Origin of the sequence: Methylomonas sp. EFPC1, assembly GCF_016925515.1 — a bacterium.
Lineage (GTDB): Bacteria > Pseudomonadota > Gammaproteobacteria > Methylococcales > Methylomonadaceae > Methylomonas > Methylomonas defluvii.
This window is the reverse complement of sequence record NZ_CP070494.1, coordinates 692,444-709,862: the sequence shown is the minus strand read 5'-3', so window position 1 is coordinate 709,862 and position 17,419 is coordinate 692,444. Positions and strand designations below refer to the sequence as shown.

General features: G+C 50.0%; 22 protein-coding genes and 2 pseudogenes. 12 read left to right on the top strand and 12 right to left on the bottom strand.

The features are described 5' to 3' along the window. Nucleotides 1-352: 352 nt before the first annotated feature. The 3 genes and pseudogenes from JWZ98_RS03390 to istB (JWZ98_RS03385) all read left to right on the top strand — a co-directional run. Nucleotides 353-1,273 carry a hypothetical protein gene (locus JWZ98_RS03390; protein ID WP_240348195.1) on the top strand — a complete coding sequence of 307 codons (921 nt, stop codon included), beginning with the start codon at nt 353-355 and terminating at the stop codon, nt 1,271-1,273. Further along, a complete protein-coding gene (locus JWZ98_RS23345) occupies nt 1,263-1,385 on the top strand; it encodes a hypothetical protein (RefSeq protein WP_275899109.1) in 123 nt (40 codons plus the stop codon). The genes JWZ98_RS03390 and JWZ98_RS23345 overlap by 11 nt, the downstream gene beginning before the upstream one ends. A gap of 14 nt (nt 1,386-1,399) precedes the next feature. Beyond that, nucleotides 1,400-2,029, top strand: a pseudogene (gene istB, locus JWZ98_RS03385) (IS21-like element helper ATPase IstB); the annotation flags it as partial. 48 nt (nt 2,030-2,077) lie between these two features. On the opposite strand, the gene JWZ98_RS03380 reads toward istB (JWZ98_RS03385), so the two are convergent. From JWZ98_RS03380 to JWZ98_RS03330, 12 genes and pseudogenes are all read right to left on the bottom strand, one after another. Further along, complete coding sequence (locus JWZ98_RS03380) at nt 2,078-2,380, bottom strand: hypothetical protein (protein WP_205453263.1); 303 nt, start codon at nt 2,378-2,380, stop codon at nt 2,078-2,080. 11 nt (nt 2,381-2,391) lie between these two features. Next, nucleotides 2,392-3,534, bottom strand: a complete 1,143-nt coding sequence (locus tag JWZ98_RS03375) for a radical SAM protein (RefSeq protein ID WP_205453262.1) — start codon at nt 3,532-3,534, stop codon at nt 2,392-2,394. Nucleotides 3,535-3,887: 353 nt separating this feature from the next. Beyond that, nucleotides 3,888-4,151 carry a Txe/YoeB family addiction module toxin gene (locus tag JWZ98_RS03370; RefSeq protein WP_205453261.1) on the bottom strand — a complete coding sequence of 88 codons (264 nt, stop codon included), beginning with the start codon at nt 4,149-4,151 and terminating at the stop codon, nt 3,888-3,890. Next, a complete protein-coding gene (locus tag JWZ98_RS03365) occupies nt 4,148-4,390 on the bottom strand; it encodes a type II toxin-antitoxin system Phd/YefM family antitoxin (protein WP_205453260.1) in 243 nt (80 codons plus the stop codon). Before JWZ98_RS03365 ends, JWZ98_RS03370 begins: the two co-directional genes overlap by 4 nt. Nucleotides 4,391-4,476: 86 nt before the next feature. Continuing rightward, entirely contained in the window at nt 4,477-4,761 is a 285-nt protein-coding gene (locus tag JWZ98_RS03360) for a type II toxin-antitoxin system Phd/YefM family antitoxin (RefSeq protein ID WP_205453259.1), read from the bottom strand. Between the two features lie 205 nt (nt 4,762-4,966). After that, a pseudogene (gene istB, locus JWZ98_RS03355) lies at nt 4,967-5,596 on the bottom strand (IS21-like element helper ATPase IstB); the annotation flags it as partial. A 14-nt stretch (nt 5,597-5,610) separates the two neighbouring features. Beyond that, a complete protein-coding gene (locus JWZ98_RS23340) occupies nt 5,611-5,733 on the bottom strand; it encodes a hypothetical protein (RefSeq protein ID WP_275899109.1) in 123 nt (40 codons plus the stop codon). After that, on the bottom strand, nt 5,723-6,973 hold the full coding sequence (istA, locus tag JWZ98_RS03350; RefSeq protein ID WP_240348194.1) for an IS21 family transposase: 1,251 nt from the start codon (nt 6,971-6,973) through the stop codon (nt 5,723-5,725). The genes JWZ98_RS23340 and istA overlap by 11 nt, the downstream gene beginning before the upstream one ends. Next, entirely contained in the window at nt 6,930-7,493 is a 564-nt protein-coding gene (locus tag JWZ98_RS03345) for a DUF4102 domain-containing protein (RefSeq protein ID WP_205453258.1), read from the bottom strand. The genes istA and JWZ98_RS03345 overlap by 44 nt, the downstream gene beginning before the upstream one ends. Before the next feature lie 575 nt (nt 7,494-8,068). Continuing rightward, nucleotides 8,069-9,079, bottom strand: a complete 1,011-nt coding sequence (locus tag JWZ98_RS03340) for a tyrosine-type recombinase/integrase (protein ID WP_205453257.1) — start codon at nt 9,077-9,079, stop codon at nt 8,069-8,071. A 427-nt stretch (nt 9,080-9,506) separates the two neighbouring features. Continuing rightward, nucleotides 9,507-9,980 carry a helix-turn-helix transcriptional regulator gene (locus JWZ98_RS03335; RefSeq protein WP_205453256.1) on the bottom strand — a complete coding sequence of 158 codons (474 nt, stop codon included), beginning with the start codon at nt 9,978-9,980 and terminating at the stop codon, nt 9,507-9,509. Between the two features lie 13 nt (nt 9,981-9,993). Next, nucleotides 9,994-10,365: a helix-turn-helix domain-containing protein gene (locus JWZ98_RS03330; protein WP_205453254.1), complete on the bottom strand. Its 372-nt coding sequence runs from the start codon at nt 10,363-10,365 to the stop codon at nt 9,994-9,996. Nucleotides 10,366-10,446: 81 nt separating this feature from the next. Here JWZ98_RS03330 and JWZ98_RS03325 point away from each other — a divergent pair, with 81 nt between their 5' ends. From JWZ98_RS03325 to JWZ98_RS03285, 9 genes are all read left to right on the top strand, one after another. Further along, entirely contained in the window at nt 10,447-10,716 is a 270-nt protein-coding gene (locus JWZ98_RS03325; RefSeq protein ID WP_205453253.1) for a DNA-binding protein, read from the top strand. Nucleotides 10,717-10,772: 56 nt separating this feature from the next. Then, nucleotides 10,773-11,012 (top strand): hypothetical protein, encoded by a 240-nt coding sequence (locus JWZ98_RS03320; RefSeq protein ID WP_205453252.1) that lies wholly within the window; start codon nt 10,773-10,775, stop codon nt 11,010-11,012. Nucleotides 11,013-11,025: 13 nt separating this feature from the next. Further along, entirely contained in the window at nt 11,026-11,208 is a 183-nt protein-coding gene (locus JWZ98_RS03315) for a hypothetical protein (RefSeq protein ID WP_205453251.1), read from the top strand. Beyond that, nucleotides 11,205-11,486, top strand: coding sequence for a hypothetical protein (locus tag JWZ98_RS03310; protein ID WP_205453250.1), 282 nt, complete (start codon nt 11,205-11,207; stop codon nt 11,484-11,486). Before JWZ98_RS03315 ends, JWZ98_RS03310 begins: the two co-directional genes overlap by 4 nt. Continuing rightward, nucleotides 11,483-11,857, top strand: a complete 375-nt coding sequence (locus JWZ98_RS03305; protein WP_205453249.1) for a LuxR C-terminal-related transcriptional regulator — start codon at nt 11,483-11,485, stop codon at nt 11,855-11,857. The genes JWZ98_RS03310 and JWZ98_RS03305 overlap by 4 nt, the downstream gene beginning before the upstream one ends. Nucleotides 11,858-12,006: 149 nt before the next feature. Then, nucleotides 12,007-13,650, top strand: a complete 1,644-nt coding sequence (locus JWZ98_RS03300) for a DNA cytosine methyltransferase (protein ID WP_346015196.1) — start codon at nt 12,007-12,009, stop codon at nt 13,648-13,650. After that, nucleotides 13,647-16,325, top strand: a complete 2,679-nt coding sequence (locus JWZ98_RS03295) for a toprim domain-containing protein (RefSeq protein ID WP_205453247.1) — start codon at nt 13,647-13,649, stop codon at nt 16,323-16,325. The genes JWZ98_RS03300 and JWZ98_RS03295 overlap by 4 nt, the downstream gene beginning before the upstream one ends. Before the next feature lie 16 nt (nt 16,326-16,341). Further along, on the top strand, nt 16,342-16,830 hold the full coding sequence (locus tag JWZ98_RS03290; RefSeq protein ID WP_205453246.1) for a hypothetical protein: 489 nt from the start codon (nt 16,342-16,344) through the stop codon (nt 16,828-16,830). A 114-nt stretch (nt 16,831-16,944) separates the two neighbouring features. Then, nucleotides 16,945-17,415, top strand: coding sequence for a hypothetical protein (locus JWZ98_RS03285; RefSeq protein WP_205453245.1), 471 nt, complete (start codon nt 16,945-16,947; stop codon nt 17,413-17,415). Nucleotides 17,416-17,419 lie beyond the last annotated feature (4 nt).

Genomic DNA, 17,419 nt, shown 5'->3' with positions numbered 1-17,419 from the left:
GAAAATTTGTCGATTGCATTGGTTTGTTATGCCATGATCAAAGGCAATTTGTTGTAGAAAGACCCAAGAAATATTCTGTGTATATTTCGTGATCTAAGCGATCACGAGGGTTTTTCCTGAATCTATATTCACTGTACAGACTCCGAAGATCCAGCCAAGTTTCATCAAGAGTTTTCTTTTGAAGGACTCCAATTCCGCAAAAGTTTTGAAACGAATTTATTGCAGAACTAATACATTGCCAAGAATGATTTGGATTATTTTCTATTGTAGATTCAATATGCTAAACGGCGTGCAAAACTTTCCAGGGTCCTGGGGAAAAGAGCGTTGAAAAGTTTCCACCCCAGGTTGTTCAATGTCCGGTTTTTTGCCGGAGAATCCTGGAGTGTTACAAATGGACGTTATTGCCGAAATCAGACGGCGTCATCTAGTCGAGAAAGAGACTATCAGTTCACTGGCTATCGCCTTTAAGCTATCCCGCCCCACCATCCGTAAACATTTAAAGACGGTCGAAACGCCGGCGTATCAGCGCCAACATCAACCCCACCCCATGCTGGGTTCGTTCCATCAGCAGTTACATGCCTGGCTGGAGCAAGAAGCGGATTTGCCGCGAAAACAACGACGCACCGCGCAACGCCTGTATGAATGTCTGCAAGTTGAGGGCTACCAAGGCAGTTACACGGCGGTGCAGCGCTACGTTAAGGGTTGGAAGAAGAAACGATCTCCCCATCCCACCATCAAGCAAGCTTTTGTCCCCCTGGCCTTTCCAGCAGGCGAGACCTGCCAGTTCGACTGGAGCCATGAAACCGTTGAACTGGGCGGCGTGGTTCAGACCATTGCCGAACATCACCGCCGCTTCGGACGCGATCATTTGATCTGCGATCCTTGGCATTATCTGCCGGTGTTGGAGAAAAAGCCTGGCGCACTGAGGCATGGCGCACCCTTTCAGACTTGGGACTTGCCGGTTGCGATCAAGGTGGTGCGGGATCGTATTCTCAAGCAGGATCAGGGTGACCGCGCCTTTGTCGACCTACTGCTGATGGCGAAAGGTCTGGGCGATAACGGATTGGATGCCTTGGAAGTGGCTTGCGATTTGACCTTGCAGACCGGTGTCATCAGCGCCGCCATCGTCCTGAATGAAATGCGCCGGTTAACCGAAGCGGCCAAGCCCAAAGCACTGGACGACACCCCGGCATCGACGCCGGCATTGACCTTGGAGCCTGTCGCCGATTGCAGTCGCTATGATAGCTTACGGAGCGTTTGCCATGTCCATTGATCGCGCGCTCCAGCTCAAAACGTTACATCTGTTCGGCATGGCGGCGGCCTGGAGTGAATACCCACAGGGCACAAGTGGCAAGCCAAATACAGTAGCCAGCAAAAACCCGTGATGCCGGAAGCCTGGCTGGATCGGTTGATCAGCGCCGAGCAGGCCGACCGCCAAGCGCGCAGCCTGAACTATCAGCTCAAGGCGGCTCGATTCCCGATTCATCGAGACTTGCTACAGATTGACTGGTCGGAAACGCCCTTGCCGCAAGCTCGTCTCGAACAACTGGCCACCGGAAACTTTATGGAGCAAGCCTACAACCTGATCCTGGTGGGCGGCACCGGCACAGGGAAAACCCACTTGGCCACTGCCATTGGCATAGCCGCCATCCATCAAGGCAAACGGGTTCGCTTTTACAATGCGGTCGATCTAGTCAATCAACTGGATAAGGAAAAACAGCTAGGAAAAGCCGGTAACCTCGCCAAGCAGCTAACGCTGATGGATGCCGTCATCCTGGACGAATTGGGGTATTTACCGTTCCCAGCGTCCGGCGGTGCCTTGCTGTTCCACCTCATCAGTCATCTGTATGAGAAAACGTCCTTGATCATTACCACCAACCTCAACTTTGCAGAATGGGTGCAGGTTTTTGGCGACGCCAAGATGACTACGGCGCTGCTGGATCGCATTACTCACCACTGCGATATTTTAGAAACCGGCAACGATTCTTATCGATTTAAGCAACGGAAAAAGGCGGTGGAAAATCAATAACCATACGACCTAACTGGAAACTATTGGACGCTCTTTACTGGAAACTTTTCAACGCCGTTTGACAGAGCACCTAGGATTAAGAATAAGTATATTCCTTTCATTTTTAATTCTAGCTGTAACAGCCTCTCTTAGCTTTCCGCCCCCTGAGAACTCAATAATCTGGTCTCTTGTTGAGTGTATTTTGCTGAGAAAAATCTCTTTACATTCTTCTTCAGCCTCTGCAGTCTCATCCCCATAAACTTTTCGAATAGAATCTATCGAGATATATTCAAAATTATTAAATTCGTCAACGAGTAGTCTTCCAATTACGGACTTCCCAGATGATATGTTTCCAATAAGAAGAATTTTCATTAATGTGTAACCTAGAAAGCAGCTTTGTCGCTCGAAACCGGAAAATATAAGTTTGGAGCAGTTGGGAAGAATCTATAAGGGTGAAAGCCGTACTTTTCTAGCGATACAACTAGCTTCTTTTCTGCCTCTATATATTTGTCTTGATATCTAATCTCATTTAGGATGTCATTAATAGAAAGGTAACGACAGACTCGTGAATTGCAGTTTTCTATAACTTTGCCTTCAGGTTGAAAACTATCTTGTGGAAAATGATTGCTGTCGCCAAATAGATGACAGCATGGAAATCTTTGGTTCTCACCCCCAACGGATTGAATTATTTCAGTTACTCTGCAGTTTTTCTCAGGCCTTGGTGTCAAATATTTCTGAACCCAAAATTCAGTGTCTTTCCAATACATTTTTTTAAGTTTATCGTGCAGCGCCTGCATGGTTATTTCTGCTTGTTTTTTATCGCTAGTATGCAGATGCTTGAATTGAACAAAGTCTATATTTTTATCTAGCGTGAATCTTCTAATTATTTCGAGATCCTCTTCAGTGGCATTTAGCCCAGAATCCCCATCAACTATAAAGCTAATGCCAAATGCTGGAAGGGGGCTATGCCCCTTCTCTTTTGATATACATTCAATATTTTCAATGAGATTGTAGAAGTGATCTTTATTGCAATTATGAAGGGCTGTATACATTTTTCGATCTAGGCAATCTATTGAAACCCGAAGAAAAGCTAGCCTTTTTATATCAACTCCCTCTTGAATAGCGGTTGAATTTACTCCGTTTGTAATGATCCCGCAGGCCAACCCTAAATCTAAACAATATAGGATCAAGCTTTTTCCATCAAAGTTTTCATTATTCTTGTATATAGGCTTATAGATCAGCGGCTCACCTCCGCCAGAAAATACGATGGAGCAACCGCCTTGGCTGGTAAACTTGTCTATATATTGACGGAGTTCTGCTAATTTGACGGATCTGCCATTAAATCTATCTTGAACTGTAAAGCACCAATTACAGTTTTGGTTACAAGAGTCTGTGGGTGATATTTCAATTTGCACTAAGTGTGGGTTTGTTACAGATACCCCTTGTAGCAGAATGTTTTCCGGAATGATCTGATGCGCAGAGATTCGACCTATCGAAAATTGTCGGTTGTTAAAGCTTATCTGCACTTGTTTAGACCTAACAAAAGTAGTTGAGAGGCATCAGGGGAGTTAGATCGTTTCCGTATATGTACTTAAAAATGATCATCGTAACCATAAATCATTAATCCCCATATAAATTTCTCTTCTGTATATCAACGGAGCCAGGTAGATATGGCTGGCAAACATCAACTTGCGTCACTGAATCAAATTAGACGATAGGCCGCAACGGGTCGATTTCGCTGTTTCATCACTTACAAAAACTATCAAACAACACTGGTTTAATCATATTGGAGTCGTTGACTGTTTTGCATCAGGACCTGTAACTTGAACTCAAGATCAACAGAAAAAATAATTCGACGGCAATTTTAGAGAAACGTCTTCTACTCGTAATGACTCCACATCCGTAAAATCTTCACCTGTCGCTCAGACTCAAGCACCTGATAGACAAGGCGGTGCTGAATGTTGATTCTCCGTGAATACGCGCCTGATAAATCACCCACTAGCTTTTCATACGCTGGTGGATTTTGATACGGATCGTTCTTCAGTATGTCTAGCAGCTGCAAAGCCTTTTCCTTTAAACCCGCTGATACAAGATTTTTTGCGTCTTTTTGTGCCTGCTTCGTGAAGATTAGCTCCCAACTCACCAATCTAGTTCCTTGCTACATTCGTCAGCAGGTGTCGCCATACCCTCAATAATTGACTCTCGCATACCGGGAACACTTAACAGAAAGAGCGTCTCCTGAATCGCTGACCAATCCTGAGCGGAAAGCAAAACAGCATTAGAGCGTTTACCAGTAATTGTTATCGGTTCATGCGATTCGTTTGCTTGATCTATGAGTCTATAAAGGTTCGTACGCGCTTCGCTTGCTGTGAGTGTTTGCATATGAGACTCCAAAGAGAAAGGATTTCAATAATCGTACGTTATTTCGTACCACAATTCAACGGCGCCGTGTTTTGCCATATTTGATTTTAAAAGTCATTGGTGGCACGAATATCCATGAACTCTTTCAAGTGATCGTGCGACGAATTCATAACCGATGTTGCCAGCGATTTGATAGTGTCTTTAGGCAAATCACTGATGCTATAAGCTTTCCGAGCATTAGCTTTTAGCTGCAAGTATTCTTTGTATTCTTCTTCAGATACAAAAAAGCCGCTTGTTCTACCGTGACTGGTTACAGCAATCGCCTCACGCTGAACGCGCTCACGATACTGTCCGAAGTGTTTGACAAAGTCGGTTTCAGAAACCTCTAGCATAAGCCCTCCCCTTTTTACGTAATTTACGTAAATTACTGACTTTTGCAAAGCATCGTCTGATTGATGCAAGAGCCATGGTCTAAAAGTAACAGAATATAGTTGTGTTACTTACTATCTCCTTGATTTGGTTGACTTTGTCGCTGTCAAACGGCGTTGAAAAGTTTCCAGTAAAGAGCGTCCAATAGTTTCCAGTTAGGTCGTATGGTTATTGATTTTCCACCGCCTTTTTCCGTTGCTTAAATCGATAAGAATCGTTGCCGGTTTCTAAAATATCGCAGTGGTGAGTAATGCGATCCAGCAGCGCCGTAGTCATCTTGGCGTCGCCAAAAACCTGCACCCATTCTGCAAAGTTGAGGTTGGTGGTAATGATCAAGGACGTTTTCTCATACAGATGACTGATGAGGTGGAACAGCAAGGCACCGCCGGACGCTGGGAACGGTAAATACCCCAATTCGTCCAGGATGACGGCATCCATCAGCGTTAGCTGCTTGGCGAGGTTACCGGCTTTTCCTAGCTGTTTTTCCTTATCCAGTTGATTGACTAGATCGACCGCATTGTAAAAGCGAACCCGTTTGCCTTGATGGATGGCGGCTATGCCAATGGCAGTGGCCAAGTGGGTTTTCCCTGTGCCGGTGCCGCCCACCAGGATCAGGTTGTAGGCTTGCTCCATAAAGTTTCCGGTGGCCAGTTGTTCGAGACGAGCTTGCGGCAAGGGCGTTTCCGACCAGTCAATCTGTAGCAAGTCTCGATGAATCGGGAATCGAGCCGCCTTGAGCTGATAGTTCAGGCTGCGCGCTTGGCGGTCGGCCTGCTCGGCGCTGATCAACCGATCCAGCCAGGCTTCCGGCATCACGGGTTTTTGCTGGCTACTGTATTTGGCTTGCCACTTGTGCCCTGTGGGTATTCACTCCAGGCCGCCGCCATGCCGAACAGATGTAACGTTTTGAGCTGGAGCGCGCGATCAATGGACATGGCAAACGCTCCGTAAGCTATCATAGCGACTGCAATCGGCGACAGGCTCCAAGGTCAATGCCGGCGTCGATGCCGGGGTGTCGTCCAGTGCTTTGGGCTTGGCCGCTTCGGTTAACCGGCGCATTTCATTCAGGACGATGGCGGCGCTGATGACACCGGTCTGCAAGGTCAAATCGCAAGCCACTTCCAAGGCATCCAATCCGTTATCGCCCAGGTCTTTCGCCATCAGCAGTAGGTCGACAAAGGCGCGGTCACCCTGATCCTGCTTGAGAATACGATCCCGCACCACCTTGATCGCAACCGGCAAGTCCCAAGTCTGAAAGGGTGCGCCATGCCTCAGTGCGCCAGGCTTTTTCTCCAACACCGGCAGATAATGCCAAGGATCGCAGATCAAATGATCGCGTCCGAAGCGGCGGTGATGTTCGGCAATCATCGCGCCGTCGGCGACGATACGGACATGGTCGGCGGTTAAACGCACGGACACCACGCTATTGGCCCACTGCGCCGGCACGCTGTAGCGGTTGCGGTCTATGCGGATCAAACAAAGTGGCGAAACACGCTTCATTTCTTCCACGTAACCATCGAAGGCGGCCTTGACCGGCATTAACAAGGGCTGTTCTTCAGCGAAACATTCGGCGATGCTGCGTGAGGTCTGTTCAGGATGGGGGCGTCCCGCCAACTCGCAGCAGCGCTTCGCCAGCCAGACGTTAAGGGCGGCGAAATCCGTGAATTTCGCCATCGGCGTAAACAGCCACTCCCGAATGTTCCCGACCTGATTCTCTACCTGGCCTTTTTCCCAACCGGACTCCGGCGTGCAAGCCACAGGCTCAAACAGATAGTGGTTGGCCAGCGCCATGAAACGCCGATTAAAGCGCCGCTCCTTGCCAGCATAGATCGCATCGACCACCGTTTTCAGGTTGTCGTATACCATGCGCTTCGGCACCCCGCCAAAGTAAGCGAAGGCTTGACGGTGCGCATCCAGCACCATTTCCTGCGTTTCCCGTGGATAGGCCATCACGAACATCTGACGACTGTAGGTTAAGCGGAAGTGGGCGACCTTAATGGTCTGAACCACGCCGCCCAGTTCAACGGTTTCATGGCTCCAGTCGAACTGGCAGGTCTCGCCTGCTGGAAAGGCCAGGGGGACAAAAGCTTGCTTGATGGTGGGATGGGGAGATCGTTTCTTCTTCCAACCCTTAACGTAGCGCTGCACCGCCGTGTAACTGCCTTGGTATTGCATTGCGTTTTTCAATGCGTTGTAAGACAGGCAATAGGTCTGTCGCTTTGATGTCATCTATTGGATAGGCACCGATCCAGGGAAATGTATCTCGCTTTAATGCTGCTAGAACTCTAGTTTTGTAGTTCTCCGTTTTATTCGCCATCATCTTGTCAAACCACTCCAGCGCAATGTGCTCAAAGCTGTCTAAGGCTGGCTTGCCTGCTTCAATGCGCTTCTGATTTTCAATCTGTAGTTGCAACTCTACTTTCTTTGACTTGCGTAGATCGCTTGGATCGGTTCCGTTTGCGACTGTTGCTCGCGCTTCAGTTGCTTTGCGCCGCGCATCTAGCAGAGAGACTGCTGGATAGACACCTACTGACAGTGTCTTGCGCTTGTTGTTGATGCTGTAATCAAAACGCCACCATTTTGCGCCGTTGGGTTTGACGAGCAGATAGAGACCGCTGCCGTCGCTGAGACGAATGTCTTTGTCTTGCGCTTTTGCGTTGCGAATCGCAGCGTCTGTCAGTAACTCTTTTGCCATACAGTAAGTGCTCCCTCTCAAGCAGTAACAATGTGCCCAAACTTAAAGAGTTACTGACTTGATTGCAAGAAGTTACTGAATTATTCTGGCTTAAATTGTGATCTGTAGAGGCATATTCAATTCCTGACTTTGGAATTTTTCGATCAGTAAGTCAAGTTTGACGCTTGCAGTAAGTGCAATTCAATTCACGATTTGAACGAGTGCTGAGCGCTCGGAAGCTAGAGGAATCAACAGCGCGGCACTCTTGCAGTAACTTCAGATGCAGTAACTGTCAATTTTACTTGTTACTGTAAATTCTACTGCTATTTTGCTGCGCTGCAGTGGGTTTTACTGGGATTGCATGGGACATAAAAAACCCCGCGAAGCTAGATACTTCGCAGGGTTTGGTACGTCTTGGGTCTTTCTGGTACTAGTAATTGGTGGAGGTGGGGGGAATTGAAAACGCCACCTGATTGTTTTTGATTTAACAATACCACGTAAAACAAGGCCTGTAGCTGATTTTGGTTTTTAAAATTGGCGGTGAGTGGCGATTTTTGGCGGTTTCAACCGCCAATTTACCGCCAGACAAATCGGTATTATACATCGGGAATTGAACCCAATCCCGCCACCGGATTTAACTTGATAGCATCCTGCAAATGATCCGGCGACAAATGTGCATACCGCATCGTCATTCCGATATCGGCATGCCCGAGAATCTTTTGCAGCGACAGAATATTCCCGCCATTCATCATAAAGTGACTTGCGAACGAATGCCGCAGAATATGGCTACACTGTCCCCGTGGAAGATCCAGATCAGTCCTGGCCACCGCCCGCCTAAACGCCCCAATGCAATTGCCAAACACCCGGTCATCCGGATTCTTATACTTGGCAAACCGCATCAAATCCCGGTAAAAATCCGCAGCCAACGGAATCGTCCGCGTCTTTTTACCCTTTGTAAACTCAAACGTCACCCGCCCCGAGTGCAACTGCTTAAACCGCAGCTGCTCAGCCTCGCCCCAACGCGCACCGGTCCGCAGGCACAACTGCGCCACATACCATGTCGATTCGTTCTTACACCCAGCCTTTATCGCTGCCAACAACGTCTCTATCTGTCCCACCGACAAATACGACAACTGCCGCTCCTGGATCTTAATAAACTCCACTTCAGCGATCGGATTCTCATAATCGATCACCTTCAGCTTGCGCAGCCGGTTATACAGCGCCGACAGATACCCATGATGATTGTTGAAAGTCTTTTGAGACAACCCAACCTGCAACCTAGCATAGCGAAACGCCACAAACGCTTCGGCCGTCAGCCGGCTGGCAATCGGATTCTTTAAACCCGTGGCCACATCCAACAAACACCGCCGCTGCTTCTCACCATCGGCCAGATTCAAGCCGTGATACATAAACCACAGCTCCACCAGCTCCTTTAAAGAGCGCTGATCGGCATTCTGATTAACCTTGCCGGCATACCGGACCAGATACTCACGCTCAAACGTATCCGCCTCTTTCTGACTAGCAAATCCACCCTTCCTGACCCTGGGTATTCCCTTCCGGTCGATCTGAACCGACCATTTACCGTTTTGTTCTTGTTTAACAGCCACTTAATACACGCTACGCGCATGCGTGCGCACATGCACGCGAGAGACGTTCCAAAATTTGGAAAGGCCTTCGGAAAAGCGTAACAAACGTGACAAGACAAAAAAAACACATAATAACATAATAAAAACAGATACCTATATAAAAACTCTAGGTGTAACAATTGCGTAACTATGGCGTAACAATGTCACGGTTCTACATCACGCTTTTGTTACACTTTTAAACCGCCGACAAAACACCACCGCAGGCCGCGCCGTTATTGGGCTGCATCAAAACCGATTGAATATTAGCGTTACGCAATGTCACGCTTTTGTTACACTTTTAAAAAGCGCGATAAAACACCGCAAGATATTGAATTAAAAAGAAAATAGGATAATAAAAAGACACCGCATCACGTTTGTTACGCTTTTCCGAAGGCCGTTCCTAAAAAAATTAACCTGCGGCCTCATTAGCCTGAAAAACCACCTCGCCGGCCGCTACCTTTGCCGTGACTAATGGCTGCGCCAACTGATACAAATCCAGCAAACAATAATCCTTTCCCGGCACCGCGCCGGACTGCCGTAACGACTCCTCAGCGCACCGCGCCGCCAGCCACCAAAAATCCTGCACCATCGCCAGATCCACCGTCTCGAAAAACGGCAACAGCGGCTTGGCCGTCGAACTAGGCAACACATCCGCCATCAACATCGATCCGCGACCGGTCAACAACCAATCCACGCTAACCGCAAACCCATCCGCCAAAGCCCGCAACAGCGGCCCACCTAGCGGCGAATCGTTCCAAATGTAATTATTGATCGTCCTGGCAGATAACCCTGTTTTATCCGCCAGCGTTTCCGGCGTTTCGTTCAACGCCTCCAACACCTGCAACAACCGTTGTATTTCCCCTGACTTATCACTTTTTGCCACACACGCCCCCTATTTAAGCCGACTTTTGAGCAGGCTTTTGTTCCTCTTCAGTGTCTGCCTCCTTTGCGGCTAGTAACGCCAGCCTCTGAATGGCGCGCTTATCCTCCTCCGAGCAATGCTCGAAATTGTCAAGCAAAGCCATTTGCTCAGGATTTAATTCATATTTCGATCTTGGCTCATAAACAACAGTCCGATTTCCGGTAACGATATAGTTAACATCCGCACCAATACCCGCTAAAGCAGCCAAAAAATCAGCCTTCGGACTGGTATTACCCTTCTCGTAGTCGATGACCGTTTTCTTGGTTGTCCCAAGTAGTTCTGCAAGCTTTTCCTGAATAAACCCCAGTCGATCTCGTTCTTCGCGCAAGCGATCACCAATAGACACTTTTTTGTTACCTTTTTACTTGACAGGTAACTAATTTGTTACTAATATTTAGCACAGACATTACACAAACGTTACCCAATTATGACCCAAGAACAAAGTATAGACAAAAAAGTGACTTCTGTACCTCGTAAGCGATTGCGTACACCAAAACAGGCAAAAGCTTACTTACGCAGAAACGGCCTAACTGTTCCCCGTTTTGCCCAGGCACACGGCTTTAATCAAAAAACTGTGTACCGGGTACTTAACGGCGAAAGCAAAGCGCTTTACGGCGATGGCTATCAAATAGCCGTCGCCCTTGGCATGAAAGCACCTGATGCCGACGTAACCGATTTGTTACCTGGCACTAATTAGACGCGAACAAACGTTCACATTGAATGGGCTAGATAGCCCGAAATGAGGAGAACCCCATGAGAATTTCAGAACATAACCTAAAAAGCACCTGCGGCTTTATAGTCAGCAAATATCGCAGAGGCGCCGCAGCCGATAAAACCGGCACTTTGTATATCCAGTGCCACGGCCATTTAGCCGGCTTGTCATTTTTGCTGATCGGCTTTAAAGAAAAACTCCACATCGACGACGCTATCAAGGAACTGGAAAAAGTCCGCGCAGACGTCAAAAAAACCAAAGCCGAATCGGCTGCGGCGTAAGCGGGTTACCACCATGTACACCATCATCCGCCACTACAAAAACCACCAGACCGGCGAAACCTGGACCCGCAACGTGGATAAAACCTACAAAACCAAGCGCAACGCCGATGCCGCCGCAGAGCGCTTTAGCGTGGTGATCAAACCGGACGGAAAAACCGCCACCGCCGAATACTCAGCCGAAGTGGTGTCTGCATGAACACCGCCGCCACCCAATATCTCCGCCGCATCTACAAAGCCCGCCCGGATTACGGCTACCGCCAATCCGCCAGCGATTTAGCCTGGACGTTGTGCGACCTGATGAATAAGCAGATGGCCCAGTGTCTTGCCGAATTGGGTAGCCCAGGATTTTCACCAGCCGAAGTCAAACTGAAAAAACTCATTCGGGTCCACGGTAAATCCGTAAAGCGAAGCATCAAAGTCACGGACAAGTACTTTGAATTTCAAGCCCACCAACTGCGCTGGTACCCAGCATGAAACTCCACGCCACCCTACTCAAACCCGGCCCGCTCACCAAAAGCGAAAGCCGCGTGTTGCTGCTGATCTGCCAGGGCATGATGCGCAAAGAGATTTGCCGGCTGGTCTGTCGCTCGTATGGGTGCGTCAGCAAACAGATAGAAAGCATAGCCGAAAAGTTAGACGCCCATAGCGCCGCCGAAATCGTCGCCAAAGCCGTTGCCAGTCAATTGGTGGACATCACCATCAAGGCCTGGCTGCTTGCCATGCTCAGCCAATGTTGCCTGGCAGATATTGACCAAGACATGCGCCGCCCGCCTGCCAACCCCAGGCCACCGCATACCCGACACCACACCCGCCATACCACACCACGCTTTCAACGCGAATCTTGAGGAGACCGCCATGCTGCATTATTTAAACACCCACCCCGCCCACAGTGCCGCAGCCCTGTCGCTCACGCTGGCCATAGCCCAAGTGGATAGAGTGATTAAACGCGCCGACGAATATCTGGCCGCCAATGCCCCGCTGTTACTGAACAGCAATCATCGTCGATCTATTCGCCGGCGGTGGCGGCGCTTCAACCGGCATCAAGTTGGCATTGGGCCGAGAAGTCGATATTGCCATCAATCACGATCCGGAAGCAGTCAGCGTACATACCAAGAACCATCCCGGTGCAACGCATTTTTGTTCCGACGTATTCGAGGTCGACCCTATGGCGGCAACACAAGGCCGCCCGGTCGGTCTGTTGTGGGCCAGTCCGGATTGCAAACACTTTTCCAAGGCCAAAGGCGGCAAGCCGGTTGATAAGCGGATTCGTTCATTGGCCTGGGTAGTAATCAAATGGGCTCGATCCGTGCGGCCGCGTGTCATCTGCCTGGAAAACGTCGAAGAGTTTCAAACCTGGGGGCCGCTTGGCGCCGATAACAAACCCTGCCCACAGCGCAAAGGCCAAACCTTTTCGATCTGGATAGAGCAATTACGCCAATTAGGCTATACGGTAGAACATAAAGAGTTACGTGCCTGCGACTTCGGCGCCCCAACCACCCGCAAACGTTTATTTGTAGTTGCCCGTTGCGATGGACAGCCCATCGTCTGGCCCAAGCCCACACACGCTAAGCCCAATGCAGATGGTTTAGCTCCGGATAGTTTGAAACCCTGGCGAACCGCTGCGGAATGTATCGACTTTACCTTGCCATGTCCGTCGATATTCGAACGCAAAAAGCCTTTGGCCGACGCTACTTGCCGGCGGATCGCCAAGGGCATCGTGCGCTACGTGCTGGAAAATCCGAAGCCGTTTATCGTTCAATACTATTCCGCCAAGCGCGATGGTGACGATAGAACCGCTGATTTAGATGCACCGCTGCCGACCCAAACTACTGAAAATCGCTTTGCATTGGCTACGGTCAAGGTTATTCCTGCCATTGTTGTCAACACCACGGGTCATCCTGGAAGCGGAGTGGTCGATCCGTTACGGACCATAGCTACTGGTGGTCACCATGCCCTGGTTACCGCATTTCTGGCTAAGCATTACACCGGCGTCGTCGGCAGCGAACTAGAACAACCAGTCGGCACCGTCACATCGATAGACCATCACTCGCTAGTCACCGCCAACCTAGTCCACATGGGACACGGCGAAGGCAAAGCGGGCGGCAAACGCTTCAGCCACGGCGTCCGCGACATCGAGGAACCGCTAAATACCGTTACCGCCAGCGGCGTGCCTGCCGGATTGGTCACCAGCCATTTAGTCAAACTGCGCAATAACCAATTCGGACAGGATGTGGAACAACCCGTGCCAACCCTGACCGCCGGCGGCGGCCACGTCGGCGAAATCCGCGCCTTCCTGGTCAAATACTACGGCACCGCAATCGGCACCGACTTAAACGACCCGGTGCACACTGTCACCAGCAAAGCCAGAATGGGCTTGGTGACGGTAACCATAGCCGGCGAAGAGTATGTGATTGCCGATATAGGCCTGCGCATGCTGACACCCGCCGAGCTGTACAAAGCGCAAGGCTTTCCGGACGACTATATCTTCGAAACCGGCGCCCACGGCGAACGCATCACCAAAACCGCCCAGGTGCGCATGGTCGGCAATAGCGTTTGCCCGCCGGTGGCCAAGAGTCTGATCGAGTGTAACTACGTACCAAATGAAGTCGCCGCCGATGTGCGCGAGGTCGTTGCATGATCGACCGCATCAACCCCAAAATCATCGCCCGCCTACAAGCGCCGCCATACAACATGAAGCATCGCGGTGAACACCTGCGCGAAGGCGTTTGCCCTTCATGCGGTAAAAAAACCCTGTGGACCTGGGTGGCCTCGCCTGGCGTTATCCAATGCAACCGCACAACCAATTGCCTTGGACCAAACTTGGGCGGCTATACCGCGACCAGCAAAGACCTGTTCCCGGATCTGTTCGAAAACCTCAACAAAAAATACCCGGCCACGCCCGAGAACCCCAACCAAACTGCAGACGCCTATTTGGCGATGATTCGCGGCTTTGACCTGGATAAAATCAAAGGCTGGTACAGCCAAGGCAAATACTGGCACCCCCACGCCGACAAAGGCACCGCCACCGTCAAGTTTTACCTGGACGACAAACACGAAGTGATGTGGGAACGCCTGATCGACGACGTCACCCTCACCGACGAAGACGGCAGCAAAGAAACCCGCAATAAAAACTTTAAAGGCGCGTTCAAGGGCTTGTGGTGGCAACCGCCCGGCTTGGTGATCAATCCCGGCGACCATGTGTATCTGTGCGAAGGCATCCTCGACGCTATCGCCTTAAACCTCAATGGCCGTAAAGCCTGCGCGATCATGTCGTCCGGTACTTTCCCGTCGGAAGCCATCAAGCCGCACCTGGGCCGGGATGTGAAGTGGATCATTGCCCTGGACAACGACGCCACCGGCCGCCGTTGCCTGCAAAAGCATGCGGAAAAGCTGCGGGCTTTAAAAGAAACCGTCGGCGCGGCGATCAGCAGCGAAACCGAAGAAAAAGCCGACTGGAACGACCTGCACAAACTCAAAAAACTCACCGACGCGGACTTTGCCGAATATCACCACTTAGGCGATATCGAACTGGCGCAAAACTACATCAAGCGCGCCCAGGTGATGTGGGAATACGACCCCCGCAAAACCTACTTTGTGTTCACCTTCGGCAACAGCACCTATTCATTCAAGATTGACCCCAACGAATATGAAAAAGCCTGTACCAAAGAGCATGAACACGACCCACTCAAAGCGGAAGACCGGGCGTTTACCCACGCCAGCCAGATCAAACCCATTGCCACTTTTAGGATGGATTTTCTGTACTTTCAACAACCGGAGAACGGCGAAGATGGCCAATACTTTTTCCGCTTCAACTTCCAGAACCACGCTCCGGAAATACAACTGCCGTTTCCGGGAAAAACCTTTGGCGCGGCTGGCGACTTTAAAAAAGCCGCGATGCAAAAAGCCCCAGGCGCCCAGTTCACCGGCACCGGTCCAGATCTGGACTACCTCTATAAGTATTGGATGGGAAAGATACCTAAGATTGTCACCACGCTGGATTACGTTGGATATGACCGCGCTACTGGCGCTTATGTGTTTCCTGATTTTGCGGTACAAGGCGGCAAAATTTTGCAAGTCAATAAAGAGTCGTTTTTCCAGTTAAAGCAAGGCGGCATCAAAACCACCGTCGACATCAAACAAAAACTGTCTACCAAAGCCCCAGTGGATTGGCTTAACGACTACCAAACCGCCTTTGGCGTGCGTGGGCTGGTGACACTGGCTTGGTGGTTCGGTTGCTTGTTCGTGGAACAGGTGCGCGACAACCACCGGTCCTACCCCTTCCTGGAAGTGGTCGGCGAGGCCGGTTCCGGTAAGTCCGACATGGTCGATTTTCTGTGGAAACTGCTGGGCCGTGAAGGCGAGTCCTTCAACCCCAACAGCTCCACCCTGGCCGGCCGTACTCGCAAAATGGCGGAAGTGTCGAATTTACCCGTGGTATTTAACGAAACCGATAACGAAAAACTTGCGGAAGACCGCCACCAAAAACAATTTAACTGGGACGAACAAAAAGACCTGTTCGACGGCGAATTCGGCCGCGTCACCGGCCAAAAAACCCAAGACAACAGCACCCGCAAACCCACGTTTAAAAGCGGCCTGATGATCGTGCAAAACGTGCCTGTCGTAGCATCGGAAGCAATCATGACCCGGATTTGTCATTTAACTTTCGACCGATCCCACCACAGCATGGACGGCAAACACGCATCAGACCGCCTGAACATGCTGGACGTGGACGCCGTCAGCGGCTTTTTACTGCACAGCGTGGCTAAAGCCGAAGCGGTGATGAAACAGTTCACCGAGTCGTTTAAAAAACACCGGCTTACCCTGCAACAAAACCCCGGCATCAAACTGCAACGCATCGTAGAGAACCACGCCAAGATCATGGCCTTTGCCGACTGCCTGAAACTGGCCGCGCCCATCACCGACGCCGCAGTGGCTAAGGTGCATGCCACCTTGGTTGACATGGCCGTGGAGCGTCAATCCTCGCTGAACGAAGACCACCCGATTGTTCAGCAGTTCTGGGCCTTGTTCGATTACCTGAACAGCCGCGCCAAACCGCCGGAAGCCGACGACGATATTCCCGGTACCGTCAGCATGCAACACCTGCTGAACCACGCCAGCCACCCGGAGCAGGAAATTGCGGTCAACCTGGAACACTTCCGCGCCGTCTGCGCCGACCGCAAACTGGAAACCATCGACAGCAAAGATTTACGCCGCTGGCTAGTCACCAGCCGCAAACGCCAATACCTGGGCAATGAGGTGATTCGATCCAGGATCGAGGGCCGGTCGGTTAGGGTTTGGCGGTTTAAGGTTTGATTTTTTAAGGAAAAATATGACATCCATGGCTGATATAACAATTTATGAAGTCTATCCGTCCTGCACATATTGCAAAAAGCCGGTATATGCCCATGAGGGATATCACACGGTAAGAGAAGCTCATTGGAAATGCGAAAAAGAATTTATGAAAGAATTTGAAACCCCTATTTCCGAAAAAGATAAGCGTATACGAAGTGCATATTCTAGATGCGAATTCCCAGGAGTTAAAAGCAGACGACCGGATGATGCGGACGGTAAATGTCCTGATGGATATACCTGCAATGGTTGGCGCCAGATACATAAAGGCAGCTACGTTAGATTTAATTGTCATCGCTATTTTGCCGAAGAGTTAAAAGAACTAAGTGGCCTATGGGTATTCGTCTCTATCGCAGATATGTGGACTGGAAGCGTTGAAATATGGCCGATGGGACCGTTTAAAGGAGACCCTATCCCTGGATTGCCACAAGGATACGTACCTGATGTTCCAAAAGTTCGCAGCACGTAGTTGCGGGTTTGGCGGTTTAAGGTTTGATTTTTAATTGAGGAGAAAATAATGGCTAAAACATTAAATAGATCAATAGACACATGGCGCAAAAGCGACCCTGTTGGAATGTCGAGTATGTCAAAAGGCGCAATTTATTATGCTTTGGCTGATGCAAAACACGACATTTTGAAGTTGCATGAATGGCTGGAAGCAATCAACAAATTGCAAAATCGCATGTCACGCCAAACCTCCATATTGCAATGGGCCATTAACACCTTCGGCGAGGAAACCGCCAACGTCACCGGCGAACGCATCCGCCGCTTCCTGGAAGAAGCCATCGAACTGGCGCAAGCGGTTGGTATGGAAGATGAAGAAGTGATCAATATGGTCGAATATGTCTTCGCCAGGCCCGCTGGCAATGTTGCGCAAGAAATCGGCCAGGCCGGCGTCTCGCTGCTGGCCTTAGCCCAACATCTCAACATCAATGCCGAGCACGAAGAGCGCAAGGAGTTCGACCGCATTACCTCCCTGCCTGCGGAGCATTGGCAAGCTAGGCAAAATGCCAAAGCCGATAAAGGCATGGCTTTACCATCAACTGCGGAGTAAACCC